27 protein-coding genes are annotated in these 26,869 nt (G+C 53.4%); 13 read left to right on the top strand and 14 right to left on the bottom strand.

The window, feature by feature from the left end:
* Window positions 1-21: 21 nt before the first annotated feature.
* From petA to DHN43_RS06345, 3 genes are all read right to left on the bottom strand, one after another.
* Window positions 22-582, bottom strand: a complete 561-nt coding sequence (gene petA, locus DHN43_RS06355) for a ubiquinol-cytochrome c reductase iron-sulfur subunit (protein ID WP_057463604.1) — start codon at window positions 580-582, stop codon at window positions 22-24.
* A 366-nt stretch (window positions 583-948) separates the two neighbouring features.
* A complete protein-coding gene (locus DHN43_RS06350) occupies window positions 949-2,787 on the bottom strand; it encodes an ABC transporter ATP-binding protein (protein ID WP_108818101.1) in 1,839 nt (612 codons plus the stop codon).
* Window positions 2,788-2,860: 73 nt separating this feature from the next.
* On the bottom strand, window positions 2,861-3,250 hold the full coding sequence (locus DHN43_RS06345) for a hypothetical protein (protein WP_057463607.1): 390 nt from the start codon (window positions 3,248-3,250) through the stop codon (window positions 2,861-2,863).
* 567 nt (window positions 3,251-3,817) lie between these two features.
* On the opposite strand from DHN43_RS06345, the gene DHN43_RS06340 reads away from it, so the two are divergent.
* The 4 genes from DHN43_RS06340 to hemF all read left to right on the top strand — a co-directional run bounded on the left by DHN43_RS06340 (window position 3,818) and on the right by hemF (window position 6,739).
* A complete protein-coding gene (locus tag DHN43_RS06340) occupies window positions 3,818-4,273 on the top strand; it encodes a tRNA (cytidine(34)-2'-O)-methyltransferase (protein ID WP_063290043.1) in 456 nt (151 codons plus the stop codon).
* Between the two features lie 68 nt (window positions 4,274-4,341).
* Complete coding sequence (locus tag DHN43_RS06335; protein ID WP_108818100.1) at window positions 4,342-4,920, top strand: DUF1176 domain-containing protein; 579 nt, start codon at window positions 4,342-4,344, stop codon at window positions 4,918-4,920.
* A 242-nt stretch (window positions 4,921-5,162) separates the two neighbouring features.
* Window positions 5,163-5,738, top strand: coding sequence for a DUF1176 domain-containing protein (locus DHN43_RS06330; protein ID WP_208994967.1), 576 nt, complete (start codon window positions 5,163-5,165; stop codon window positions 5,736-5,738).
* A gap of 89 nt (window positions 5,739-5,827) precedes the next feature.
* On the top strand, window positions 5,828-6,739 hold the full coding sequence (gene hemF / locus DHN43_RS06325; protein WP_108818099.1) for an oxygen-dependent coproporphyrinogen oxidase: 912 nt from the start codon (window positions 5,828-5,830) through the stop codon (window positions 6,737-6,739).
* A gap of 74 nt (window positions 6,740-6,813) precedes the next feature.
* On the opposite strand, the gene DHN43_RS06320 is transcribed toward hemF, so the two are convergent.
* Window positions 6,814-7,404 (bottom strand): DUF2087 domain-containing protein, encoded by a 591-nt coding sequence (locus DHN43_RS06320; protein ID WP_208994961.1) that lies wholly within the window; start codon window positions 7,402-7,404, stop codon window positions 6,814-6,816.
* Between the two features lie 215 nt (window positions 7,405-7,619).
* Window positions 7,620-8,027 carry a hypothetical protein gene (locus DHN43_RS06315; RefSeq protein ID WP_108818098.1) on the bottom strand — a complete coding sequence of 136 codons (408 nt, stop codon included), beginning with the start codon at window positions 8,025-8,027 and terminating at the stop codon, window positions 7,620-7,622.
* An 86-nt stretch (window positions 8,028-8,113) separates the two neighbouring features.
* Between DHN43_RS06315 and DHN43_RS06310 the strand changes: the two genes are divergently transcribed.
* Window positions 8,114-8,686, top strand: coding sequence for a TetR/AcrR family transcriptional regulator (locus DHN43_RS06310; protein ID WP_108818097.1), 573 nt, complete (start codon window positions 8,114-8,116; stop codon window positions 8,684-8,686).
* Here the strand turns inward: DHN43_RS06310 and fumC are convergent.
* Window positions 8,673-10,079: a class II fumarate hydratase gene (gene fumC / locus DHN43_RS06305; protein WP_057463612.1), complete on the bottom strand. Its 1,407-nt coding sequence runs from the start codon at window positions 10,077-10,079 to the stop codon at window positions 8,673-8,675. The two genes, DHN43_RS06310 and fumC, sit on opposite strands and share 14 nt — an antisense overlap.
* 242 nt (window positions 10,080-10,321) lie before the next feature.
* On the opposite strand from fumC, the gene DHN43_RS06300 reads away from it, so the two are divergent.
* From DHN43_RS06300 to DHN43_RS06290, 3 genes are all read left to right on the top strand, one after another.
* Window positions 10,322-11,446 (top strand): AAA family ATPase, encoded by a 1,125-nt coding sequence (locus DHN43_RS06300; protein WP_108818096.1) that lies wholly within the window; start codon window positions 10,322-10,324, stop codon window positions 11,444-11,446.
* A gap of 2 nt (window positions 11,447-11,448) precedes the next feature.
* Window positions 11,449-12,432, top strand: coding sequence for an EamA family transporter (locus DHN43_RS06295; protein ID WP_108818095.1), 984 nt, complete (start codon window positions 11,449-11,451; stop codon window positions 12,430-12,432).
* Between the two features lie 80 nt (window positions 12,433-12,512).
* On the top strand, window positions 12,513-12,995 hold the full coding sequence (locus tag DHN43_RS06290) for a PAS domain-containing protein (protein ID WP_108818094.1): 483 nt from the start codon (window positions 12,513-12,515) through the stop codon (window positions 12,993-12,995).
* 3 nt (window positions 12,996-12,998) lie between these two features.
* Here the strand turns inward: DHN43_RS06290 and DHN43_RS06285 are convergent, their stop codons facing one another.
* A complete protein-coding gene (locus DHN43_RS06285; protein WP_208989409.1) occupies window positions 12,999-13,469 on the bottom strand; it encodes a MarR family winged helix-turn-helix transcriptional regulator in 471 nt (156 codons plus the stop codon).
* Window positions 13,470-13,650: 181 nt separating this feature from the next.
* Here DHN43_RS06285 and DHN43_RS06280 point away from each other — a divergent pair, with 181 nt between their 5' ends.
* Window positions 13,651-14,082 carry an organic hydroperoxide resistance protein gene (locus DHN43_RS06280; protein ID WP_057463616.1) on the top strand — a complete coding sequence of 144 codons (432 nt, stop codon included), beginning with the start codon at window positions 13,651-13,653 and terminating at the stop codon, window positions 14,080-14,082.
* Window positions 14,083-14,260: 178 nt separating this feature from the next.
* On the opposite strand, the gene DHN43_RS06275 is transcribed toward DHN43_RS06280, so the two are convergent.
* The 6 genes from DHN43_RS06275 to DHN43_RS06250 form a co-directional block, all read right to left on the bottom strand.
* Window positions 14,261-15,313, bottom strand: a complete 1,053-nt coding sequence (locus DHN43_RS06275; protein ID WP_057463617.1) for a TIM44-like domain-containing protein — start codon at window positions 15,311-15,313, stop codon at window positions 14,261-14,263.
* A gap of 173 nt (window positions 15,314-15,486) precedes the next feature.
* Complete coding sequence (locus tag DHN43_RS06270) at window positions 15,487-15,924, bottom strand: DUF1284 domain-containing protein (protein ID WP_108818093.1); 438 nt, start codon at window positions 15,922-15,924, stop codon at window positions 15,487-15,489.
* 2 nt (window positions 15,925-15,926) lie between these two features.
* Complete coding sequence (locus DHN43_RS06265; protein ID WP_108818092.1) at window positions 15,927-17,147, bottom strand: CCA tRNA nucleotidyltransferase; 1,221 nt, start codon at window positions 17,145-17,147, stop codon at window positions 15,927-15,929.
* Window positions 17,144-17,416, bottom strand: a complete 273-nt coding sequence (locus DHN43_RS06260) for a DUF6111 family protein (protein ID WP_208860182.1) — start codon at window positions 17,414-17,416, stop codon at window positions 17,144-17,146. Before DHN43_RS06260 ends, DHN43_RS06265 begins: the two co-directional genes overlap by 4 nt.
* The gene (locus tag DHN43_RS06255; RefSeq protein WP_082596903.1) at window positions 17,416-18,036 is read right to left on the bottom strand and encodes a CoA pyrophosphatase; all 621 of its coding nucleotides are present in this window, start codon (window positions 18,034-18,036) and stop codon (window positions 17,416-17,418) included. Before DHN43_RS06255 ends, DHN43_RS06260 begins: the two co-directional genes overlap by 1 nt.
* Window positions 18,037-18,063: 27 nt before the next feature.
* Window positions 18,064-18,684 (bottom strand): DUF1285 domain-containing protein, encoded by a 621-nt coding sequence (locus DHN43_RS06250; RefSeq protein WP_108818091.1) that lies wholly within the window; start codon window positions 18,682-18,684, stop codon window positions 18,064-18,066.
* Window positions 18,685-19,139: 455 nt separating this feature from the next.
* On the opposite strand from DHN43_RS06250, the gene DHN43_RS06245 reads away from it, so the two are divergent.
* From DHN43_RS06245 to DHN43_RS06230, 4 genes are read left to right on the top strand one after another with little or no spacing between them, the layout of a single operon-like run.
* Window positions 19,140-20,153 carry an AAA family ATPase gene (locus DHN43_RS06245; protein ID WP_108818090.1) on the top strand — a complete coding sequence of 338 codons (1,014 nt, stop codon included), beginning with the start codon at window positions 19,140-19,142 and terminating at the stop codon, window positions 20,151-20,153.
* A 22-nt stretch (window positions 20,154-20,175) separates the two neighbouring features.
* Window positions 20,176-21,102, top strand: coding sequence for a DUF58 domain-containing protein (locus DHN43_RS06240; RefSeq protein ID WP_108818089.1), 927 nt, complete (start codon window positions 20,176-20,178; stop codon window positions 21,100-21,102).
* A complete protein-coding gene (locus DHN43_RS06235; RefSeq protein ID WP_208994960.1) occupies window positions 21,099-23,909 on the top strand; it encodes a DUF4159 domain-containing protein in 2,811 nt (936 codons plus the stop codon). The genes DHN43_RS06240 and DHN43_RS06235 overlap by 4 nt, the downstream gene beginning before the upstream one ends.
* A 37-nt stretch (window positions 23,910-23,946) precedes the next feature.
* The gene (locus DHN43_RS06230; RefSeq protein ID WP_108818088.1) at window positions 23,947-26,031 is read left to right on the top strand and encodes a hypothetical protein; all 2,085 of its coding nucleotides are present in this window, start codon (window positions 23,947-23,949) and stop codon (window positions 26,029-26,031) included.
* A gap of 59 nt (window positions 26,032-26,090) precedes the next feature.
* Here DHN43_RS06230 and DHN43_RS06225 read toward each other — a convergent pair whose 3' ends face one another.
* The gene (locus DHN43_RS06225) at window positions 26,091-26,666 is read right to left on the bottom strand and encodes a GNAT family N-acetyltransferase (protein WP_108818087.1); all 576 of its coding nucleotides are present in this window, start codon (window positions 26,664-26,666) and stop codon (window positions 26,091-26,093) included.
* Window positions 26,667-26,869: the final 203 nt, after the last annotated feature.

The raw sequence follows: 26,869 nt of genomic DNA, 5'->3' as shown, positions 1-26,869 counted from the left end.
CTGCCTCCTGAAAGGGCCTCGTCAGCCGATTACAACAACGTCGTCGCTGGAAAACTTGTAAGGCGGCACGAGCATGTTTTCTGGAGCCGGGCCTTTACGAATACGACCAGCAGTGTCGTAGTGGGAGCCGTGACATGGGCAGAACCAGCCGCCGTATTCACCAGCTTCACCAAGAGGCACACAGCCCAGGTGCGTACAAACGCCAACCATAACCAGCCAGGCTTCTTTGCCTGTCGTAGCGCGGTTTGCGTCAGATGCGTCCGCACCATCTTCTAGGTTAGCATTACGTGCAAACTGGTCTGGCAGATCAGCAATAGGCACTTCTGTCGCTTCAGCGATCTCTTTTTCCGTACGTTGACGGATAAAGACCGGCTTACCACGCCAGGTCACAGTGATGGATTGCCCGACTTCAACCGCAGAAACATCAACTTCGATAGAAGCCAAAGCCAGTGCAGATGCATCGGGGTTCATCTGATGGATAAAGGGCCAAGCCAGAGCTCCCGCACCGACCGCGCCCACGGCACCGGTCGCGATGTAAAGAAAATCGCGGCGTGACGGTTCAGCCGTGTCCGTGTGTTCCAAGGTCGCGTCCTCTCGAAACAAAATTGAAAGAGAACACCTACGATCTCTTCTGTGAGGACAGGCCCGCAACCAGTCAAAACCGGTCACTGTCTATACACCGCAAAGAAGACATAGGTGAAAATGCGCTAAATACGCACTTATATTGACGGATGCTATCTGCCACCAATGGTCGCACTTGTCTAGACTGGTTAAAAATTTGCGGACTTATTGTCGCAGACAACTTGGGCATAAGAGGAAAAAAACGGGATCAATTGAGATTTTGACACGCAAATATGAGTCAAAAGTCGAGTGGTTCGGGGACCCTAGGACGCAAACTCGCCCCGAACCACTTTTAGTTTAAACCGCTTGATTCCCTGTCAGGAATCCCTATTCGGCGGCAACTTGTGCAAGGAAACCGCCAGATTGGTGATTCCAGAGGTTTCCATAGATACCTTCGGATTTCAGAAGTTCCTCATGGGTACCCATCTCTACGATCTTGCCTTGATCCATGACAATGAGGCGATCCATTGCCGCAATTGTGGAAAGTCGGTGGGCAATTGCAATAACCGTCTTACCTTCCATCAACTCAAACAGGCTTTCCTGGATCGCAGCCTCCACTTCTGAATCCAAAGCAGACGTTGCTTCGTCCAAAACAAGGATCGGAGCATCCTTAAGCAAGACACGCGCGATGGCGACGCGCTGGCGCTGTCCGCCAGAGAGTTTCACACCGCGCTCACCCACCAGAGTATCAAAGCCAGTCCGTCCTTCTGGATCTTTAAGGCCGTCAATAAACTCCAGAGCATGAGCCCGTCTCGCCGCTTCGGTCGCCTCTTCCAGAGTTGCACCATCTTTGCCGTAGGTGATGTTCTCCAGAATCGTCCGATGCAGCAAAGACGTGTCCTGAGAAACCACACCAATATTCTGGCGCAGGCTCTCTTGCGTCACGCCGCGAATATCCTGACCATCAATGGCAATGCGTCCACCTTCCAGATCATGGAAGCGAAGCAGCAAGTTCATCAGGGTCGATTTACCCGCACCCGAGCGACCAACAATCCCGATTTTCTCACCCGGTTTAATGTTGAGCGACAGGTTCTCCAGAACACCACTGCCCTTGCCATAGTGGAACTTCACATCTTCAAAGCGAATTTCCGCGTCAGAAACAACAAGCGCTTTCGCATCTTGCTTATCAGTGACCTCAGTATGCCGGGACAACATGCCCAATCCGTCCTGAACCGTACCGATATTCTCAAACAGACCAGCAACTTCCCAAAGAATCCACTGAGACATGCCCTGCAAACGCAAGGCCAGACCAATCGCAATCGCGATATCACCAGTCGTTACCAAAGCCCTCTGCCAAAGCCAGATGGACAGAGCGCCAAGAGACAACAAGAGCAGATTGTTGATCAGCGTCAGGCAGATATTCAGCTTGGTCACATTCCGCATCTGCTTATGCACGGTATCCATGAAAGTGCTCATGGAACCCTTGGCATAATCTTCTTCGCGCGATGCATGTGAAAACAGCTTTACGGTCGAGATATTCGTATAGGCATCAACGATATGACCAGTCATCACAGACCGGGCATCTGCTTGCTTCTTGGAAATACGCTTAAGCTTGGGAACAAAGACGTACATGACGAGGAAGTAGGAGAGCAACCAACCGATCATCGGCAGGGCAAGACGCCAATCCGCACTCACAAGCACAACAAGCGCAGCCAGGAAGTAAACAATTACATAGACAAATATATCGACAATACGCGTAATAACTTCTCGCACAGCAAGAGAAGTCTGCATCAGCTTGTTAGCAATGCGACCTGCAAAGTCATTATGGAAGAAAGTCAAACTCTGTCGAAGTAACTGTCGGTGCCCCTTCCACCTGATCAGCATTGGATAGTTACCAACCAATCCCTGATGGAAGAACATCTCCCAAACTGCGGACATGATCGGCGAAATCACAAGAAGAACAACACCCATCCAGATCAGATGGCCCCAGTTGTCGGCAAAGAACGTTTCCGGGTCTTCGGTGCCTAACCAGTTCACCAAATCACCCATAAACGTAAAGATGACCACTTCAATTACAGCAATAGATGCAGCGAAAAAGGCGATCACAACAAGTAGTATTGAAACAGGCTTGGTATAATACCAGATAAACCCCCAAAACTTACTTGGAGGAGTCTCGATCTCTTCCATTTTGAATGGGTCAATAAGCTTCTCAAAATAAGAGAACATGACAAATCCCAATTAAGATATTTGGTTTGCGAGGTGCGCTACCACGTCAACATGGTAAGAGGATGACGGCTGCTTACTGCAGCCGCTCATCTCGATCGTAAGGATCCCGGTTATCTTTCGGAGAGCCGGAAAAAGTCCAGATAACACTGGCAATTCCCACCCCAACAGCAAAAGCTCCAACCAGGGTATCAATCAAACGCCCCTGAAACAGAGAGCCAGCCTCGTTGATTCCGTTTGCTCTTACAATTTCTACCGTAGCCAACTCTGCGTAGAGCGTTGGAATAATTGTAAAAAATGCGATTCCAGCACTGATCATCAAGAACCAGAATGCGTGCCCAAGGCTTTGAGAAAACGTTCCTTTTTCAGAACCAGCCGAGCGCACATACCGGCCACCATCGACCGGAATTTGAGATGCAGAATCGTCACGGGACGCGATCTGCGCCCAGATAAATGACGTAATCATTGGAGATACTCCGACAACATATGCATGCAACCGCAGACGTAATACGTCCGTGAAAAGGGCTGCATTAAGAAAATACGAGCTAGAAAGTGTTGGAAATCCGCCTTCTAAGCGGAAACGGCGTAACCTGCGTTTTTGGCGGGATGCATAGCGCATGCGCCGGTCGCTGGGAGAACATTTACGTTCACGAGCACAAATTCAGTAATCATGTATGTCTCCCTAGTTCCAACGTTAAAAAATGGCTGATCGGGCGATCAGCAACTCGGAGAGTCTCGTCAAGTAAGATGAGGGCTCTCGGCCGGTGCGAGATGCTTATACTCATAAAGGCGGAGACATGCCTAGCCCCAAAAAATACGGAAAACCACTTTAGGATGTGGTGTATCTTTTTCGCAACATATATCACGAATTCAGATAGAAGCTCTTGATTTCCATTAGGTTTCACCCACCGGAACGCCCCACCTATCAACAAACTCTATGATTTTTCTGGAGATTTTCCCCGGGTTCCTCTAGATGCCCAAGAGATGCTTCCATAAGCCATTCTTTCAGGAAACAACGCGAGCACCCGACAACATGCCAGATATTGCCCTTTACCAGCCAGACATTCCGCAGAACACCGGGACCCTATTACGGCTGGCCGCTTGCATGGATGTGACGGTACACCTGATCGAACCGGCAGGCTTCCCCCTGTCTGATCATGCACTTAAACGGGCTGGCATGGATTACATCGAACGCGCCAAACTCCAACGCCATATGGATTGGGAGAGTTTTCGTGAATGGCAGTTAGCCGAAAAACGCCGACTTATCCTCATGACCACCAAAGGATCACGCCCTTATACGCAGTTCGCGTTCAAGAAAGAGGATCTGATCCTGATGGGCCGCGAAAGCTCGGGCGTGCCGGAAGATATCCATCAAGTTGCTGATGCAAGACTGCTGATTCCTATGAAGAACGGCATGCGCTCTCTCAACATGGCCGTTTCCACTGGCATGGTCCTGGGTGAAGCTCTTCGTCAAACAGATTGTTTTTGAATAAAACACAACCTAAACTAGTTGCGTTATTGAATGCGTTGCTTTGCGCGATTTAGGTTTTTATTGCGATGTTTGAGAGTCTTTCGAGAAAATTCGCTCATCTGTTTTGCTTTGCACTTTTGCTGTCAGTTCCACAGCCCACTTTCGCAGGAGCACCGGTCGAACCCGTCCTCCATGCCAACCTGCATGACGAAGCCGTCCTGAATCGATATCTCCACCTGCTGGACGAGATATACCCTTGTGATTGGCATGATGCACACACACGAAGCGGGTATAACCTCTACGACTTCGGCGACGGCATCGAGGTGCTTGAGTTCTCCTGCACCGTTGGCATGCACAATCTGGCGAACCTCTATATCCGTCGCACCAAAAACTCAAACCAGCCTGCAAAACTCGTCTCCCTCGATCGTCCTAAGGACCAGCCAGTCACCAGCCGGTACATTCTGTTCAACAGCTTTTGGGATCACAATCGCAGCGCTCTCACCAGCTTCACAGTGGATCGCGGCCTCTCTGACTGTGGCTCTTTTGAAATCCACCGCTTCACACCCAAAGGATATCTGGAACTCGTGGAGTATCGCGCCAAGCGGGAGTGTGACGGCAAATTCCGTGAGCCAACGGATTACCCGTTGATCTACCCGCCAAGGTAAAAGCGACCAGCAAGTCCATTAAAGCCCGAAGCTTCTTGGTAAGCACGATGAAACCAAGAGTTTTAGCGCAAGAGTAAGGCTGGCAAGGCATCTTCAGGAACACAGCCAGAAGACTACAGCGTATCTCCGAAAAGTGGAAATCGGTTTTCGGATAAAGATACGCAAAAACAAAGACTAAAGCAGTTCATATGTTTCAACTTAAATGCGAACTGCTTTAGGGTTGTCCAAAGAGGAAGATCGCCGTGTTCCAAACCTTGCCCCGAACATTCACAGCCTGTTTTGCAGCAACAGTTCTCTTCGAAGCTCTGCTGGCAAGCTCGTTACACGCCGAACCTGTCAAACCCGTCACACAGCACGATCCATCAATCCTGAACCGCTACATAAACATGCTGGATGCAGCCTATCCCTGTGATTGGAAAGACGCCTACGACCTGTCCGGCAACAATACACTGCAGTTCAGCAAGGACGTAAAGGTGCTGGAGTTCATGTGCGCCAACAACCTTTACAACATGGCCCACCTCTACATCCGTATAGATTCCCGCCAGCCCAACAACGCCAAGCTGCTGACCTTTGAACGCCCAAAACACGAAGGCAACGACAACCCTGACGTGGTCTTCAACGGTGTCTGGGACATCAAGACCGGAGATCTGACCAGCTTTACGGAAGGCCGCGGGCTTGGAGACTGTGGCACCTACGAGGTCCACAAGTTCACATCCGATGGCTACCCCCAGCTGATGGAGTTCCGTGCCAAGCCCGAATGTGACGGCAACTACGTCCAGCCTGAAAAGTATCCGTTCATCCTCGACAGATCCAAATAGCTCCATGCACGGCTCCGCCTCACCTGTACTTCTCAGTTGCGCTCCCTTACATAGAACAGCAAAGAACGCTTTGCGCTCAAGGAGGGACTATGAGCGAGACACAAAACACGCTTCCAGCAGATCTGGAAGACAAAAAACAAGAGGCATCCGCGTGGTTCAGCCAGCTGCGTGACAACATTTGCAATGCCTTTGAGCAGCTGGAAGTAGAAGTCGGGGAACTGGACGGCCCTCTCTCTGACCAGCCGGCGGGACGTTTCGAGCGGACCCCATGGGAACGTACAGACCACAGCGGCGGCCACGGCGGCGGCGGTGTCATGTCCCTGATGCATGGACGTGTATTTGAGAAAGTCGGCGTACACGTCTCCAGCGTACACGGTGAGTTTTCGCCAGAGTTCCGCGACCAGATCCCCGGAGCCAGCGAAGACCCGCGTTTCTGGGCTTCCGGTATCTCCCTGATCGCCCATATGCACAATCCAAATGTACCAGCAGTGCATATGAACACCCGCATGGTCGTCACCACCAAGCAGTGGTTTGGTGGCGGAGCAGACCTGACACCTGTACTCAGCGCACGCCGCACGCAGGAAGATCCGGACACTGTCGAATTTCATGAAGCTATGAAAGCAGCCTGCGCAGACCATCCGGGCGCAGATTACGATCACTTCAAGAAGTGGTGTGACGAGTACTTCTACCTGCCTCACCGCAACGAAGCACGCGGCATCGGTGGCATTTTCTACGACCGCCACAACACCGGCGACTGGAATGCAGACCTTGCCCTCACCAAATCCGTCGGCAACGCCTTCCTCGACATCTACCCAAAGCTGATCCGCAAAAACTTCCTGACTCCATGGACGCTCGAACAACGCGAAGAACAGCTGGTCCGTCGTGGCCGTTACGTGGAGTTCAACCTCCTTTACGATCGCGGCACCATCTTCGGCCTAAAAACAGGCGGAAACGTCTCCTCCATCCTGTCCTCCATGCCACCCGTGGTAAAGTGGCCATAAGCCACAACAGAATAAAGAAGCTCCCCAACTCACGTGTTGGGGAGCTTCCTGTCTCTTTGGAAGTGAAAACCAGCTTAAGCGCTCGGCCTGACAATGAACGACATGACAGAACTGCCAGTCTCACGTTCCAAACTTCTCCCCTTCAAACGCTTGATCAGATCACGCGCTTCCAGCGGTGGTTGTTGCTCCTGCCGTCTGTAATCAGAACAATCCCGATTACGATGCAAAAGCCCGAGACTAAACAGCTCACGCCTTAACAAAGCAGGGTCGGCAAAACAGTGCCCTTCCTTGAGCAGCATGTTGATCTCTTTCTCCCGAAGCGATGCACCAGCCGGAATAAGGGACCACAACTGCCAAAGACAAAGCACCTGAACCTGCCGCCGTGACGGCCAGCTCACCAATCGCCCCAAATCATCAAACTGATTGAGGGCGCGCTCAACAAGCCGATGGTCTACCGTCTCGACAACCGGCTCGGTATCGAGGCGACGACCCGCAGAATGCGAAGCTTTTAGATGCTGGAAGTTCTGGAAACCCGCCGCTTTGGCGAGCATGTTCATCAACTCCACATGCGAGGGAGCATCACCGCGAGATTTCATCTGGCGGGCAACACTACGCGCAAACGTGGAGATATCAGGCAAACGAAGAGGGACTGGGACTCTCGACATTGAAAAATCCTCTCGAGCCGCATTACATTTTCGTGGTCGCTGGCTTGCGAAGCGGCATCGGACAAGAATGTCGATTGCTGTCGAAGTGAATGGCAGGTTTAGCTCCCCTTACGGGGCAGCGACGCCTTGGGAACTGCCGACCGATGATGACAATAAAAGCGCAAACCGCGAAATGTCAACACGCAGCAGTTTTGGGCGTCACCCATTTCAACCACTCAGGCTACAGAACTCCGCAATGCATTTGCACGCCCGGCCTTCCGCAATCCCATCGCCACACAGCCGGCTATAATCGCGAAGGAAATCCACTGCGGCATATCCATCAGGTTACCCAACTGGGTGAGGCCGTAGTAGATGAACAGCAGCGTGAACCCGCCATATTGCCCAATCACCACCCAGGCAACACCAGCGGCCAGTTCCTCTCTAAAGGCAGCTGCCAGCAACAACACACCGTTGACCAGCATCACCACCGTAATCCCGTGCCAGACCACTGACAGCACCGCGATCACCACAGGATGAAGATCACTGCCCAGTACAGGATCGAGGATCTCTGGCCCACCCAGAAACACATGTACCAGCATCAATAGCAACGACAGGATACCAGAAGCCAAAAGCCACTTATTCATAGGAATTGCCTCATCTTTGATTCCATACGGCAGCGTATGGTAGCTTAATGCTGGACCCTGTCAATACGGCAGCGTATGGTGAATGAATGACAGAGAAAACCAAACTCACAGCATTGGACTGGATCAAAGGCGGCTTCCGCTCGCTAGCCGCGAATGGACCTCTGAGCCTGAAAGCCGAAGCGCTTGCCAGAACACTGAAGGTGAGCAAGGGCTCGTTCTATTGGCACTTCAAGGATGTCGCTGCTTTGAAAAAAGCAATGCTGGACCATTGGGAGCAATTAGCCACACAACAAATCATCGCGCAGGTCGATGCAGGCAGCCCCGCCCCCAAACAGCGCCTCTATGATCTGATCGAGATTGCAGCAAGTGAGGTCTCATTGGAGTATGGCGCAACCGGCGTTTCCTCCGCGATCCGCAACTGGGCCCAGTTTGATGATCTCGCCGGCGCCTATATGAGTAAAATTGATCAGCGGCGTCTGGAGTACGTCGAGCAATTGTTTTCTCAAATCCCCCAAACCCAAAGGCATGCAAAGATCAACAGCCAGATCCTTTATGCAACGCTCATTGGGGCTCAGCAGTTAGAGGAGGCAGACCAAAAAGCCTGCCTGAAGCACACACTGGACATCATGATGAGTGGCAACCGCCCTACCCCGGTCTGACCATTTTTTCTGGCCGGACAACACGGTCAAACTCTTCCGCAGACACATAACCAAGACGAAGAGCTTCTTCCTTCAGTGTGGTCCCGTTCTTATGGGCAGACTTGGCAATCTCGGTTGCTTTGTCATAGCCAATGGTGGGCGCAAGTGCTGTCACCAGCATCAAGGACCGCTCCAGCAACTCTTCAATACGCTCAATGTTTGGCTCAATGCCAACAACGCAGCGGTCCGCAAAGCTCACCATGCAATCGGCCAGAAGCTCAATGGATTGCAGCAGGCTGTTGGCAATCACAGGTTTGAACACATTCAGCTCAAAGTGCCCTGTCGATCCGCCCACACTCACAGCTGTCTGATTGCCCATCACCTGAGCGCAGACCATGGTCACCGCTTCACACTGGGTCGGGTTCACCTTACCCGGCATAATGGAAGAGCCCGGCTCGTTGGCTGGCAGGCTGATCTCACCAAGACCAGAACGCGGACCAGAAGCAAGGAAACGGATGTCATTGGCAATCTTCATCAGCGAACAAGCCAGCGTGTTCAGCGCACCATGCGCAAACACAGCTGCATCATGCGTGGCCAATGCCTCAAATTTATTGACCGCCGTCACAAATGGCAGGCCTGTCACCTCACTCACATGAGTAGCAAACGCACTGGCAAACTCTGGCGTTGAATTAAGTCCGGTTCCAACCGCTGTGCCACCCTGCGCAAGGCGATAAAGCCCCACAAGGCTCTGCTCAATACGCTCCTTGGAATACTCCAGCTGCGCCACATAGCCAGAAAATTCCTGCCCCAATGTCAAAGGCGTCGCATCCTGCGTGTGCGTCCGGCCAATCTTCACAATATCCGCAAAGGCCGCTACCTTGGCTTCCATCGTGTCGTGCAGATGTGTCAGCGCGGGCAGCAGCACTTTGTTGATCTCACAAGCTGCCGCGATATGCATGGCCGTCGGGAAGGTGTCGTTAGAGGACTGCCCCATATTCACGTGATCGTTGGGGTGCACAGGAGACTTGGTGCCAATCTGACCACCAAGCAACTCAATGGCTCGGTTGGCAATCACCTCATTGGTGTTCATGTTGGATTGCGTGCCAGATCCTGTTTGCCAGATCACCAGAGGAAAATGCGCGTCCAGCTTGCCGGAAATCACCTCGGTCGCTGCCTGACAAATGGCCTTGCCCAGATCTTCTGACAAACGCCCCTCTTCCATATTCACTCTGGCAGCAGCCAGCTTCACCGCGCCTAACGCATGGATCAGCGCAGGCGGCAAATGCTCCCGGCCAATGGGAAAGTTGATCAGAGACCGTGCGGTTTGCGCGCCCCAATATTTGCCAATCGGAACATCCAGCACACCAAAACTATCGGATTCCTGCCGCATACCATCAGAATTTTGATCAGACATTGACACTTACCTCTCAAGCGCAGTCCTGAAAAAGGAACGATCCTTCTCAGGCGAGAACACACGACAACGAAACCATAAAGCAGTTTGGACAACCCTGCCATGAAGCACAGGGCTTCATCAACCACAGGCGAACAAAACGTGAATTTCCGGTGCATGAACGCCGCGGTTCAATTTACATTCGTGAGTCAACCTGCTTATTCTCAACCATACCTACCGAAGATATATCAAAAAAGTTTCACCAGATGTCTATGCCCCCTCTCTCGGCGATCGGTATTGAGAATTACCGATCCGTACATAAGCTGTTCATGCGAGTTGGTGCCGTCAACGTGTTTGTCGGCAACAATGGCGTCGGTAAAACCAACCTCTACAAGTCACTTGAACTTCTGCAGCAAGCCGCACTGGGCCGTATCACCCGCGCCGTTTCAGAGGAAGGCGGCGTAGACAGCGTCATGTGGGCAGGTGACCTGAAAACCCACGAAAAGAAGCGCATCATCCTGCGTGCCGATCTGGGGGATCTTTCTTACCGCATCCAGCTGGGCCTGCCCAACCCGATCTCTGATCCCGCCCTGCCCTATGAGACCATGGTGAGAGAAGAAGAACTAAACCTTCTGACAGGCTCCAAGTCTGTCATGCTGATGAACCGCAAAGGCCCAAGTGCCTTTCTGCGCGCCAGCAACGGCAGCAAAGTAACCTACGACAACGAGCTTTTGCCTTCCGAGACGGCCCTCGCCAGCATTCGAGATGGCAGCCAGTTTCCGGAGTTGGATCTGGTCCGCCGCGCAATTGCAGACTGGCGTTTCTACCACACCTTCCGCAGTGACCGGGACAGCCTGTTACGTCGTCCAAGCCCCAATGTCACTACCCCAACGCTCTCATCAGATGGCAACGATCTCGCTGCAGTTTTCGCAACACTGAAGGAAATCCGCAAGGACACCTTCTATCTCCAGGAAGCGGTCGATGATGCCTTCCCCAACAGCAAGCTGATCATCGAGGCTAACGGGCAGGATTGCCGCTTCGCATTACAAACACCGGAAATCCGCCGCCCGTTCCCTTCTCAGGAACTGTCGGACGGCACATTGCAATATCTCGCGCTGCTTGGCGCTATGTTGTCCTACCGCCTGCCCTCCTTCATTGCCCTCAACGAACCCGAAGCCAGCCTGCACCCTGACTTGCTGGAACCACTCGCCAAAGTCATTGCCAAAGCCTCAGAGCGCAGCCAGATCTGGCTCGTCACACATTCTGAGCAACTTGCTGATCATATTGCCAATCATGCAGGGGCATACCCAAGGCGCATTTATAAAGAAAACGGCCAGACCGGAATTGATGGCCTGAAAATCACCGGCGAATTCGTCGGAGAGGAGTACTAAGTTTGACCCCCAAGGGCTTGATTGTCTGCCTTGCCACCATGGTAAGCTGGGCGTTTCTGATTGTCATAAGCAAAGGCTTGCTGCTTACTTACAATCTTGATCCATGGATCTTCACTATCATTCAGCTGATGTTTGGCGGCCTGTTCCTCATCGCCATCAGCCGAAAGCTGGGCGCAACAATGGATGCGCTCAAGAGCCCTTACACCTGGGCCTACGGGGTTGCCCGCGTCCTCTCTGCTGCCTGTTTCACAGCCTCACTGCTGTACATAAGTGCGGCAAACGCAGGCTTTTTCGGCCTTGTCTCCGTTCCGTTTTCAGCGCTCGCCTTTGCTCTCTTGTTTTTCCGGCTCCCCACCGCTCTGGAACTGCCCGGTCATCTGACCATTATTCTTGGCGTTGTTCTACTGATCTCCTCGCTGGAAGGCACCTACTCCAACCCCGCCGTCTATCTGATGATCTTCTCAGAATTTGCAGTGGTTGCCTCCGTTATTATCGCTGAATTCCACCCGCAAAATCAGGGAGATGATCTGAAAGAACGTGCCTCGCTCAGCGGTGTCATGCTGGTGGCCAGCGCACTGATCATGCTCATCGCCCTCGCCGCCCTCTCTCTCATCACCGATGGCCCTGCAGCAACACAGCAAGCAACGGACTGGACCAGCAACCTGCCGCTCATCGACCTGACACAGGTCTGGAGCCCAACCATGTGGCTCGCGGCCATTTGTGTCGGCATAACCCTGCGCGGTGTGTCCATGTTCCTGTCCATGCAGGCGATTAATCTGGTTGGCAGTCAGAACTACGTTGCCACAATCGCCGCCCTGCCGTTCACCTCATTGCTGTTTGAGCTCATCGCCGACAAAGCTGGCTATCTGCCTCAGACATTACTAGATCCAATCGCCATTCTGGCAGGCGTTATCATGACGGCGGGTTCACTGGGCATTCTCTGGGCGCGCCAGCGCAAGTTCAAGACGGCAGCCGCATTCTCATAGCTTGGGAAAACCCGAGTATTTCTGAAAGCAATTGCTTACTCGCCTTCGCTAAGGTTTAGGCGAACAGCGAGTAAGCAGACATGACTGACAACAAGAGCGAACTGCCGGAAGTCACTGAACAACGCATTCTGGAAGCGTGGAGACTGTCGGGCTGGGCTGACCGCTTGCTGGAGGAAGCAGGTATCGGTGTCACCATCATCGATAAAGACGGCAAGCTGCTCTACTACAACAAATGGGCTTCAGAAAATCTGGATCGCCAGCCCCGCCACATCGGGCACATCGGGCACAACGTAAAAAAAAACCACCGCCGCGCCATCACCAACCCGCGGTTTGATGCCATGCTGCAGCTGTTCAAAGATGGCCGCAAAGACCCGGTGCGTTATGTGGCCAATCCATACGGAACCACCCCCATTCTCGTCACCGTCTCCCCAATCCATATTGACGGAGAGCTCGTCGGCTTTTCTCAGTTTGTCTTGTTAAAGGAAGAAGTGCAGGACCTGTGCTGCCTGTATGATCAGCATGGCCGCGATCCCTTTGAAAAAGCGATGCTGCCCGACAGCTGATCTTTAGCTGGAAACCTTCTCTTTGGCTTCCGTCAACATCTCCTGAATGTCATTAAGCTGCTCAACCAGTTGGCCAATGGTTTCTACCGGCACATCCAGATTGGAAAAGGCGCAGTGCTGTACGTCAATCACGCCATCACTCAAATCACGCCCTTCTTTCGTCAGGCTAACAATAACCTGCCGCTCATCTTCTTTGGAGCGCGCACGAGCAAGAAAGCCCATTTCTTCAAGGCGCTTAAGCAACGGTGTCAGAGTGTTCGACTCAAGGAACAAGCGCTCCCCCAACTCGGAGACGCGCTGATGGTCTTTTTCCAAAAGAGCAAGCAAAGTGATGTACTGCGGATACGTGACCCCAAGCTTCTTCATCACCGGTTTATAAAACCGATTGAAGGCGTGGTTGGCCTTATAGATGGCAAAGCACAAATGCTGATCTAAACCAAAGCCTTGAAATTCTTCAGATTTCTTTTCGGCCATCACCGTATTCCAGTCCTGAGTAACATCCTCTTTCCTCGTTCTACCCATCAATATAAAAGCCGTCAAACTAAATCGCACACGATTAATTCACGTTTTGATTGACAGCACCCCACATTTCTTCTTAACTATATCGCATAGGATTTAATCGTGCACGATACATAACAACAACGAGGAATACCAAATGCCAGTTAACGTTCTTTATGAAACAAGCGCAGTTGCTACCGGTGGCCGGGACGGCACTGCAAAAACAAAGGACGGAGCTCTGGAACTGACACTTGCAACCCCAAAAGAACTGGGTGGTGCAGGTGGAGAAGGCAACAATCCAGAACAGCTCTTCGCTGCTGGATACGCCGCATGTTTCATCGGAGCTATGAAGTTTGTAGCGTCTCAGCAGTCTGACATCGCTCTGCCTGCTGACGTAAATGTAGAATCAACCGTTGGCATTGGCCCACGCTCCGAAGGTGGTTTCGGTCTGGAAATTGCTCTGGCTGTTACCGTACCGGGCATGGACAAAGCCAAGGCAGAAGAACTCGTCGCTGCAGCGCATGAGGTCTGCCCATATTCCAACGCAACCCGCAACAACATCGATGTAAAGCTTTCTGTCGCAACCTAAAGCGTATCTCCAAAAAAAGTGCCTATCGGTTTTCGGAGATAGATACGCAAAAGCAAAAGCTAAAGCAGATCAAGCGTTTCAGCTAAACGCGAATTGCTTTAGCAGCACAAGACCCATCGAACCATTAAAGAGAAAGGGGCCCATGAGGCCCCTTTCCAATTTCTATTATCTGCTCTGATTAATCAGCTTGTTGAATAGCTGAGAGCTTCCAGCTCTCACCGGCATCACGAACAAACGACCAGATCTCTGTCCGCTCTTCCGGTACATCCGGATTGCCTTCAACCACTTTGTTGTTGGCCCGCTCACGCATCACATCAATGGCCTCATAGCGCATTGCGACAGACGCATAGTCCTTGTCGCCTTCACGCCATGCTTCACTCAGATCACCCTGAAGCAGCTTGATGCCGCGCACTTCATTGACAAGACCGTTGGACGCAGCCTTGCCCAGTTCCTCAGCAAAGTAGCCCATGATTTCAGGCGTCGCGATTTCGCGGATCTTACCGTAATCCTCAGAGCCATAAGCAGTCCAGACGGTTGTCAGCAGCGCTTCAAAGGCATCAAAGTCATCCGCAGTCAGTCCGATTTCATCATCCGCTTCGGTAGAAAAGACAGGCTTTTCTTCAAACTGAGGCGCCTGACCACCACCAAAACCGGTGTTCGGAATGCCAGAAGATCCTGAACGACGCGGCGCATCCTGCGCGCCCGCATCATTAAAGCTGAACGACTGGTTCTGCTGTGGCTCCTGCTGGTATCCATGGGCAGCACCAGCGGCCTGTGGCTGTTGGCGTCCCCGCAAGAACCGCATCAACAACATGATACCACCGCCGATCAGCAACACCTGCATGATCATGCCGAATAACCCGGCCATACCGCCGAACCCGGAACCGAACAGCATGCCCAGCAATCCGCCAAGTGCCAGACCACCGAGCATAGACCCGAGGAAACCACCGCCAAACAAACCACGGCGCTGGCCTGCAGCTGCCTTGGAGGCTGCCGCGGCATTCTGCTGCTGCGCACCAGTGTTGGTGCCGTTGTTAGGTGTCATGGTCCGCTGAACCGGAGCCGTCTTTGGTGCGGTCTTGGTCGCTTTTGGAGCAGAGTAACTGCGTGAACCGCGGCTACCGAAACTGAACCCACGCTTTGCCTCTGCAAAGTCAGCCGTCACAAAAATCAGACCGATCGAAAACACCAAGAGTGTGAGAAACTTTGGAAACTTATTCAATGCAAGCATGTAACCCCTAAACCTGCCCTTAAACTCATGTTGCCCTCCATATGGGGGCATTCTGTTAAAATTTGAAGACCAAAGTGCATCCCCGAAAAGTGGAAGCCGGTTTTCAGACAAGAATACGCGCCAATGAAAAATGCTGAAGCAGCTTAAGTCCCTCAAAACAAAGGCAAACGACTTCAGAGTTTCATTGGATTGCGAAGATGGACTTTTTCAAAGCCAGATGAGGAGATTTCATCACAAAACTCCACCCACTCGCAGTTTTGGCAGGCCTTCTTAAAAACACCCTCAGCATATGCTTTCCGCATCTTGGTGACCAAATGCGAACTCAGCACAAGCTCATCACCAACACGCAGTTCAGTCCCAAGCAGACGAGAGAGCAACGTCACAGCCGCTTTATCACGCTCCACCACACTGCAATTAAAACAATGCGGCTGCTCTTCTTCACTGATCAGAACCGCACAAATCTCATCTGGCCCCTCAACCAATAGGGCAGCCTCTCCCGCATTCAGGCGCTTCACCACAGCCTCATAGTTCTTGGAAAACGCAGGAGAATAGCCGTGTCCAATAAATGTAAGCACGCATAGCAAGTGATGACCACGCAGCTTAACACTCATGATCACTTCACCTCATCAGCCAGCAGCACTTTCACCTGTTCCAGCAAACTTTCAGCAGATTGCTGATAATCCGCATCAGCCCAGATCTGCTGTGCCAGCCGCATCGCCTTACCCATATCAGGTCCGGCAGGAATACCGCCGGCAAGCATCATTTTGCCAGTCAACGGAAAATTCGGTATCACCCAGTTCTGCGCAAAGGCCAGCAGCTCTTTCAGCTCCGCCTCACTCTGCACGATGTCGCTCATCCAGGCAGTCAAAACACCATCAACAACAGCATCTGTACCGTGAGCAACCAACAACGCTTTCAACTGCTGCTTGCTCTGCCCGTGTAAACGCAAAGCTTCTGCAATATCAGCAGCAACCTCAATCTGCTTCTTTTGCGCATTAGAAAGGCGCAGGCGCTCAGCAACTTTCGGCCCCGCAACACCACCAAGCCGTAACACTGACTGGAGAGCTGCCTCAGGCAAATCATCAAGGTCCAAAAGGCGCGCCAAACGAGAGCTCGCAGCCTCTCCACCCAAAATGAGCTGCAATATTCCGCCCTGCTCCATCAGAAGCAAAGAATCGAGAGCACGCGGTGCAGACAGCGTTCTCAGAACTTCCTTGGTGATACGCTCCTTGGAAAGGTGAGAAAGGCCATCTTTCAGCTCAATACAGGCAGCATACCCATCCGCATTGATCTCCCCTTGCCCGTAAGTCGCAAAGAACCGGAAGAACCGTAGGATCCGCAGATAATCTTCGCGAATACGCGCACGCGCATCTCCAATGAACCGCAGATGCCGGTTGAGGCAGTCATCCAGACCGCCCAGCGGATCAAACAGTTCACCATGACGGTCCACGTAGAGCGCATTCATTGTGAAATCGCGACGCTGCGCGTCTTTCGTCCAGTTCCGCCCAAACTTAACCGTCGCATGGCGTCCGTGCGTTTCAATATCCTCACGCAGACAGGTCACTTCAATTGGCTGGCGCTCAATAACCAGCGTCACCGTTCCATGGTCAACACCAGTTGGGATGGCTTTGACACCAGCAGCTTCCGCTCTGGCAAGCACCACATCCGGCAAGGCAGTGCAGGCGATATCAACATCATCCACCACTTCACCAAGTAGGGAATTGCGCACAGTTCCACCAACGGCACGCGCAACATCACCGTCTTGTTCCAGAACGTCAAAAGCCCGCTGAACAGCAGCACTGTCCAGCCAGCCGCTCTGTTGTAATCTAGTCATTTTTGAGGTGTCTCGTATCCACCTGGAACGAACTCACCATCCACCACTTGCGCTGGTCTGTATTGCGAGCCAAGAGGTGCGCGGCTTGTTTCTGCAAGCAGCATCAGGCTGGCGATGACAAGAGCTATTCCGCTGATGCTCAACCACAACATCGGGCCATCGCGAAATCGCTTGTCTTTCTTTGCCTTACGTACCACCATCACCCACACCGCGTAGGCGATAAAAGGAACAAAGAACAACAACCCATGTGTCAGGAGCATTCGTATCATCAGGCATAAACCCTATTGTAAAGCACGCGCAGGATGCCAGCGGTGACACCCCATATGTAACGCTGCTCAAACGGCATGGCATAATAGTAGCGCGTTTTGCCTCTGAATTCTCCGCTTTTTTTCTGGTGGTTCTCAGGGTTCATCAGAAAAGACAAAGGCACTTCAAATACTTCATCCACCTCTGCCGGATTGGGAGAGAGGATCAACGGAGGTTTGACTGTCGCAAGAACCGGCACGACCCGATACCCGGAGCCCGTGTAGTAATCGCCAAGATCACCTAAAATCTCTACTAAGTCAGAGTCCAGGCCAACTTCTTCGTGCGCCTCTCGCAAGGCTGCACCCACAGGCCCGTCATCATCCTCATCAATTTTGCCACCAGGAAACGCAATCTGCCCAGCATGAGAACGCAGGTGCGCAGTACGCTGGGTTAAAAGAATGGACGCCTCTGTCCCCCGGTCAACAATACCGATCAGAACAGCAGCATCCCGTACCTGCTCCAGATCCTCACCATAATCAGGAATATCCGGATTGAGGATGTGATCTCCTGCAGGCTCATGGGCTTGACCGGCCAACCGGTCCATCACCCGAGATCTGAAATTCTCTGCTGTAAACTCAGACAAGATAATACGCCGTCCTAATGTCTCTTCCTAAAATCCAAGGTTCTGGACCGTATCCACCACGAAGAATGCGCCATGGCTTTCAATGCCAACAACCCGTCCACCCTCGCCTTCACGCTCTTGCAAATGCGGCGCGAGCTCATGAACCAGTGTCCGCGCAAACAACGCTTCCAACCGATCACGCACAAGGATGTAAGGCTTCAGCCCGCCATCTTCTTCCTGCTGTACAAAACGGATAGGATTGTCTGGCCCAGCTTCAACAACGTCACCGCAATTGGTCCGGATGGTGATCACCTGCTCTCCGTCCTGCTGGTGAATATCCATTTCCACGCCTACAAACGGCGCATCTTCAACGGTTAGGCCAATCTTCTCAACGGGCGTTACAAGGTAGTACTTCCCATCTTCTTCCTGCTTCAACACAGTCGAAAACAGATGCACCAGAGCCTCACGCAGAATGGGCGTGCCCATGTAATACCAGGATCCATCCCGTTTGATCTGCATATCCAGATCACCACAGAACTCCGGGTTCCAAAGATGGATAGGAGGCAGGCTTTTGGACTTTCCCGCACGCGAAATCAAAGCCTGAAGACCTTTCGGCATCTCGTTGATTTCCGGAATGCTCTTTTCTGTTAATTCGCTCACCACGGTCATTCTACCAATACATCGGAACACACCACTATTGGGGTAATATGGTGTCACGCAAGCTCTAACGCTACCCTCCCTCAAAGCCCGCGCCAAGTTATACCTTTGCGATAAGCATCGACGCAGCAAAATAAGAGACGTCATTGGTGGTCTCCATTAAGGGCGCAATGCTCTCAATTCTCAGGGGCAAACGGAATCTCAGCCCTCAGACTCACTATCTGTTCACAGAAATGCCGTTAGGGTAGAGCCAACCAAACTATAACCCAGGGATGCTCTGACCCCGATCATATCAAAACATTTTGAAACTGGCTTTCGCGCCTTGCATTGCACTTCTGCCTGCATAGTCAGCCTATTGCTGAAAAGTACAGGCCTATAAATTTGCTAGGGATCGCCTTTTTTAAAACCGAGTATGATGCAAAGGTGAGCTAGGCAGGGTTGCAACGCGCGACGAAAAGAGAGCAGCGATGAACACCAATATGACAGGCATGCCCCCCAAACCAGAGGATATAGTCGCACGCACAGAGGCGGCTTGTGAGAAAATCCGACAGACAAAAGAGGAAATCGCCCGTTCCATATTTGGTCAGGAAAGCGTCGTTGAACGCACATTGGTGACGATTCTCTCCGGTGGCCACGGCCTGCTTGTTGGTGTTCCCGGTCTTGCAAAAACCAAACTGGTGGAAACTCTGGGCACAGTGCTCGGCCTCGATTCCAGCCGTATCCAGTTCACACCAGACCTGATGCCCTCGGACATTTTGGGTTCTGAAGTGATGGAGGAAGCCCCGGATGGCAAACGCTCCTTCCGCTTCATTCCCGGCCCAGTCTTCGCCCAGCTACTAATGGCAGACGAGATCAACCGCGCCAGCCCGCGAACCCAGTCCGCTCTCCTGCAATCCATGCAGGAATACCACGTCACAATCGCAGGCCATCACCACGACCTGCCTGCCCCCTTCCACGTACTGGCCACTCAGAACCCGCTTGAACAGGAAGGCACTTACCCACTTCCGGAAGCACAGCTCGACCGCTTCCTCATGCAGATTGACGTCCATTATCCGGACATAGATGCAGAGCGCCGTATCCTGCTGGAAACCACAGGGGCGACAGAAGCCAAATCCAAACAGGTCCTGCAACTTGAAGAGCTGCGGGAAATGCAACAACTTGTGCGCCACATTCCGGTAGGCGAAACCGTCATGGACGCTATTCTGAAACTGGTCAGAGCAGCCCGCCCCGGCGAAGCAGATGGTTTTGATGATCTCGCCCAATACATCGCCTGGGGCCCAGGACCGCGCGCCAGTCAGGCACTCATGTTGACCGTTCGTGCCCGTGCTTTGGCAGACGGACGCCTGTCCCCAAGCGTTGACGATGTCATGTCTCTGGCAGAACCTGTGCTGCAACACCGCATGGCTCTCACCTTTGCCGCACGAGCCGACGGAAAAACCATTCCGCAACTGCTCAAAGACATAAAAGAACGCATCGCCTAACAACAAGCCGACAGGATCGCATATGTTATCTTCGAGGACCGCTCCTCAAGACAGACAGGAAAACATCTTCGGCTTAACGGGCGAAGCGCAATCCATTGCTGATACCTTGCCAGAGCTGCTGGTTGAGGCAAGACGCATTGCAGCCAATGTCACCTCTGGCTGGCATGGTCGCCGCCGAGCAGGTCCCGGCGAAACCTTCTGGCAGTTCCGCCCTTTCCTTTCTGGGGAAGCCGCCCAGCAAGTTGACTGGCGCCGCTCCGCCCGCGACGACAATTTGTATGTGCGTGAGCGCGAGTGGGAAGCAGCCCAAACCATTTGGGTCTGGGCAGACCTCTCCGCTTCCATGCGCTTCCAAAGCAGACAAGCCACCGCCTCCAAACGCGACCGCGCCTTGCTGCTCATGCTGGCTCTGACTTATGCCCTGAATGAAGCTGGCGAACGCGTCGGTCTGGCTGGCCTGACAAGACCACTGGCCAGTAGAAATTCAATGCAGACCATCGCAGAAACTCTGGTGCACGAGAACCCTGAAGCAACGCTACCCAACCCTGAAGGAATCCGCCGTTTTTCTGAAATTGTACTCTTCTCAGACCTGCTCGACCCACCGGAAAAGCTGGAAGCGTGGATGGCCAACATCGCCGGCACAGGTGCTAAAGGCCACCTCATCCAGCTTCTGGACCCGATTGAAGAGACATTCCCCTTCACAGGCCCAACCCAGTTCGAAGATCCGGAAAACGGAGAGCAGCTCAAAGCAGGCCGCGCACAAACCTGGCAACAGGAGTACTTGCTTCGTCTGGCCGCACATAAGGATCAGATCAGCTCTCTCGCCCGCAAATTCGGCTGGAGCTATACCCTGCACCACACAGACCGCCCAGCGGTCGAACCCTTGATGCTGCTCCATTCCCGTCTGGCTGACGCCCCACAGCACAAAATGAGGGGAGACCTGCGATGATCGGCTCTCTTCTCCCAATTGGGTTTGCAGCACCGTGGGTACTCACCGCACTCACAGTTCTTCCCGTTCTATGGTGGCTGCTCCGCACCACACCACCTCAACCTGCCCACGTTAAGTTCCCGCCTCTACGCCTCCTGCTGTCTCTTCGCAACAAAGAGGAAACCCCGCAGCACACCCCATGGTGGTTGATCCTGCTACGTCTTATGCTGGCTGCAGTTCTGATCATCGCTATGGCTGGCCCCGTCTGGAAACCTCTGGATATCGCAGAGCCCAAAACAGGCCCACTCTGGATCATCGTTGACAATGGCTGGGATGCCTCAGCAGATTGGGACCGCCAAATCCGCATGGCGGAACTCATGGTAGACGGCGCAGCGCAGAACAACAGAACCGTCATGCTGGTGACAACAGCAGATGGCCCTGCCCAGCCCTTGCGTTTGTCCAGTGCGCAAGAGGTTGCCGACCAGCTTCGCGCACTGACACCTCAAGGCTGGCAAGCTGCCCGGTCAGAACTCATTCCTGCCCTACAAAAGCAAGCAGAGCAAAACGCGCCCGGTGCAATCCTTTGGTTTTCATCACCGCTTGAGGAACCATCCACCACAAGCTTTGCACGGGGATTGGCCAGCATTGCCAGAGCGTCAGACGTGCGCGAAAGCTCTTTCCTTATCTACCGCTCCGACACCCCGGTCTACGCACTTAAACAGTTGCAAAACACCGCTGGCGCCATGACGACCACAGTCCTCCGCCACCCAGCACCACTGGCAGAAACATTGACGGTCCGCGCTTTCGATCGCAAGCAACGCGCTATTGCAGAACAAACCATCGAGATGAAAGCAGGCCAAAGCGCCGCCGAAATTTCATTGGAGCTGCCGTCAGAGCTGCGCAACGACATCACCAAACTCGCAATTCTTGGTAAGTCCAGCGCTGGCAGCACGGTGCTCGTGGATGAACAATGGCGCCGCCGAAAAGTCGGCCTGTTCGCAGGCGGTTTCGCCGACCGCTCCCAGCCTCTGCTTTCACCGCTTTACTATCTGGAACGTGCACTTGCCCCTTTTGCAGACCTTCCACCAGCAAAAAGCACAGACATCACCACAGCCATCTCCGACTACTTTGACAAAGGCATCTCCGTTCTCGTCCTCGCTGAAGTCGGCACACTGCCCAAGACCACAGAGGCTGACATCGCCAGCTGGGTCTCCAAAGGCGGTACACTGATACGCTTCGCTGGCCCACAACTCCCGGAAAAGCAAGATTCGCTCATCCCGGTTGCTCTCCGTTTGGGTGACCGTAAACTGGGTGGCTCTCTCTCCTGGAAAGAGCCACAGGCACTCAAGTCTTTTTCAGAGAATAGCCCGTTCCGTTCTATCGTTCTTCCTAAGGACGTCACCGTAAACCGTCAGGTGCTTGCAGAACCAACCGCAGACCTGCCTGACAGAACATGGGCCTCACTGGAAGACGGTACGCCTCTCGTCACGGCCAAGAAACATGGCAACGGAACCATTGTCCTGTTCCATGTCACCCCTGATACCAAGTGGTCCAACCTGCCTCTTTCCGGTGGGTTTGTGGATATGCTGCGGGCCATCACAAGCATCTCCTCAACGGCAGTCTTCAATCCGGATGATGAAGCTGACGGCACAACATCAGCCTCCGCCCTGCCTCTGCTCAAAATGCTGGATGGCTATGGCAAACTCACACCGCCCTCTGCCAGTCACAAACCTATTCTGGAGCGCGATTTTGCAACCACCCATCCAGGTCGCGATACCCCCCCAGGTCTCTACGGCACCGACGATGCAGCACGCGCACTCAACCTCATGGAAGATGAGGACAATCTGATCCCGTTAGATCTCAAACCACTGTCCATGGCAAAGATACTCGACTACCCCTCAGAAAAACCGCTGGACCTTCGTGGCTGGTTCTTCTCCATTGCAATCCTGCTGGCTTTGCTGGATACGCTCGCCCTGCTCTGGCTCTCTGGTAAACTACGCCGCAGCCAATTCACACAGGCCGCTATTCTCTTGCTCATCGCCTCCAGCCTGAGCCTGACAGGTGCTGATAAAACGCAGGCCCAAGACAACGCAGAACAGTTCGCCCTCGACGCTTCATTAGACACCCGCCTCGCCTATGTAATGACAGGCGTGCCAGAGGTGGACGAAATCAGCCGAGCCGGACTGTTCGGCCTCACCAGATTACTAACCGACAGAACAGCATTGGAGCCTGAAGCTCCGGTAGGGCTGGATCTGCAAAGCCATGAACTGGCATTTTTCCCAATCATCTACTGGCCCATAGATGCAGGCATGCAGATGCCAAGCCCTGAGGCCATGTCGCGGATCAGTGCCTACATGCGCAACGGCGGCACAATCCTGTTCGACACAAGAGATGCGTTTGGAACAGGATCAAACTCTCCAAACAAACTAAAGCTTCAGCAACTCTTGCGCGGATTGGACATTCCTAGTCTGGAACCTGTTCCGCAAGACCACGTGCTGACCAAAACCTTCTACATTCTGGATAACTTCCCCGGCCGCTACAATCAAAGCCCCATGTGGGTACAAGCCAGCGCGACCACCTCAGATGGCAGCCGCCCGGTCCGCGCAGGCGATGGCGTGTCCCCCATCATGATCAGCGGCAACGATTTCGCTGCAGCATGGGCCATTGATACGCAAGGAAACTACCTTTACCCAACCATTCCTGCTGATGGCAACCAGCGCGAGATGGCGGCGCGGGTGGGCATCAACATCCTCATGTACACCATGACAGGCAACTACAAGGCAGATCAGGTTCACATCCCTGCCCTGCTGGAACGTATCGGCCAATAATAAGTCAGCAAACAAGACGCGGAGCACAGCTACACACATGACATGGTCTCTTTCCATCGACCCGCTTTTGCCCCTTCCGGCAATAATCGCGCTTGGAGTGATCATAGCTCTGGTCTGTGCCTACCTCCTCTTCGTCGGTATGCGCGGCGCCCTGATCCGTTCCGCCGCCTTGGCTCTGCTGGTTCTGGCCCTGCTCAATCCAGCGGTCTTACGAGAAGATCGGGAGTACCTGCCAAGTACCGTCGTTGTCGTCTCAGACAACAGCCAAAGCCAGCAACTGGAAAACCGTGCAGAACTGACCGAGGCAGCGCGAGAGGGTATCGTCAATCAACTTCAAACCCTTGACGGCATCGATCTGCGGCAAGTCTCTCTCAATGATACTTCCATGGAAAGCGGCGATGGCACCCGCGCCTTCACCGCAATCTCCAATGAACTGGCTGATGTCCCGCCAGAGAGAATAGCCGGAGCCATCGTGATCACCGATGGTCAGATACATGATGTACCAGCCACTGCAGAAAAGCTCGGCTTCTCAGCTCCGGTCCATGCGCTCATCACAGGCCGTGACGGCGAGTTTGATCGCCGTTTGAAAGTCGCCAAAGCCCCGCGCTTTGGTCTGGTTGGCTCAACACAGGTCGTCCAGCTGGAATTGATCGAGGAAGGCACTCCGCAGCCCTTCGGCAACCGCGCTGAAATCATAGTCCGCCGCAACGGCGATATCCTGTCCAAGCAGTTTATCTCTTCAGGCTATCCGGCAGAAATCGCAGTTGAGATCGAACATGGCGGCCAGAACATCTATGAGTTTGAGGTGGAAGCGCTCAATGGCGAGCTGACACCACTGAACAACCGTGCCCTCGTCACCATTGATGGCGTTCGCGAAAATCTCCGCGTCCTGCTGGTGTCCGGCTCTCCTCATGCAGGCGAGCGCACATGGCGCAACCTGCTCAAATCAGATGCCTCAGTCGATCTCGTCCACTTCACCATTCTGAGACCACCGGAAAAACAGGACGGAACCCCAATCAACCAGCTGTCTCTGATAGCCTTCCCAACCCGCGAGCTGTTTTCCGTCAAGATCGACGAGTTCGACCTCATTATCTTCGACCGCTACGAACGCCGCGGCGTCCTCCCTCTGCTCTACTTCGACAACATCGCCCGATACGTCAGTGACGGCGGCGCAGTCCTCATCGCAGGTGGTCCTGACTACGCAGAAGCCAACAGCATCTTCCGAACCCCGCTGGGCCGCGTGCTTCCAGCCGCACCAACTGGTGAAGTCTTTGAAGAACCCTTCTTTGCCAACGTCTCAGAACTCGGCCTGCGCCATCCGGTAACACGCGATCTGCCCGGTGCTGGTGAAAGCCCCCCACAGTGGAGCAAATGGTTCCGTCTCGTCGGTGCAAATGTGCAAGAAGGCCAACCCATCATGACTGCGCTGGGCGACAAGCCGCTGCTGGTTCTCAGCCGCGTCGGCAAAGGCCGCGTTGCCGCCCTGCTCTCTGATCATGTCTGGCTCTGGGCAAGAGGCTATGAGGGTGGCGGCCCACACGTCCCGCTTTTGCGCAGGCTGGCCCATTGGCTCATGAAGGAACCTGATCTGGAAGAGGAAGCCCTGCGCTTGTCTTTACGCGGCTCCAACCTACTGACAGAGCGACAAACCCTCGCCAATCTGGTTGATCCGGTCACACTTACAACGCCCTCCGGCAAAACTGAGCAGCTGGAGCTGATAAAGGACACCTCAGGACATTGGACCGCTTCCGTCAAAGTGGAAGAACTCGGCCTTTATTCAGCAACCGATGGCGCACATACAGCACTGATTAATGTCGGGCCGCCAAATCCGAGAGAGTTTCTGGAAGTGGTTTCAACGGCAGACAAACTCTCTGGCATCACAGAACAGACAGGCGGTACAGCTTTGCGGATCGGCGGTGACGACGGCGCATCCTTGTCCCTGCCCAATGTCATCGCGCAGCGTCCATCCGCTCAATATCATGGAAACGGCTGGATCGGCATCAAACGAACAGACGCCAGCATCTTGAATGGCATAGACCGCTATCCGCTTCTCATCGGCTTCCTCGGCCTTGCCTTGCTGTTAGGGCTGCTGTCCTTCACTTGGTACCGCGAAGGACGATAGAAAAACTTCTGAGATGGAGATGTAATCTGCAGGATGAATTAATTCTCCTGCTCATCCTTTCAAGTCGCCATTGCCAGCGAGCCTTGCATCACGTCCACCAGTTGGCTGTCACTCTGCTTTGTGGCTACCAACGCAGGCTTCACGTAGCCACCAACCACAGCACCAGTCGGCATTTGCCCGCCCTGCAGTTTCAAAACAAGCAACCGATCCAGATCAACAGGCCCCGGCAACGTGATCTGGCCATGAGGCACCTGCTCATAACCGTGCGGCCCATAGTAAGGATGATCCCCAACCAACAAAATGGACTGAACGCCCTGCGCTTTGGCCTCATTTGCAACAGTCGTTAGCAAAAGACGACCCAGCCCCTGCCCTTTATAGGCAGCCTTTACGGTCAAAGGTCCCAGCAACATGCTCTGGCTATTGCCAATCATGATGGGAGTGAGTTTCACAGACCCGGCAATCTCGTCGTTGAGTTCTCCAACAAAACATAACTGAGAAGCTTGTTGAACGCCTTCACGGATTTTGAACGCCGTCCGCTCAAAACGCGCAGGTCCAAACGCCTCTGCTTGCATCTGCTCAATCTCGGAGAAATCTGCTGGGGTTTCCTGCCGCACCAGCCATTTTGAAACTATCATGTCACATACCACAAATCGAAGGAGGAAGACCGTCGATCCGTGTGGCTCGGGCAGTTAGACCGATGTTGGGAGCACACTGAGAAAAGGACGGCACGATGCACCACGCGAGAGCAAGTCCCGCGCGTTCATTCGTCGTCGCTGTTCCCAGCAAATAGCCATAAGGCTCATACCCCAGTTTCTCGGTCTATCGCATGCCAGAGCAC

It is taken from the genome of Pseudovibrio sp. Alg231-02 (assembly GCF_900143565.1).
GTDB lineage: Bacteria > Pseudomonadota > Alphaproteobacteria > Rhizobiales > Stappiaceae > Pseudovibrio.
This window is presented reverse-complemented; position numbering and strand designations above follow the sequence as displayed.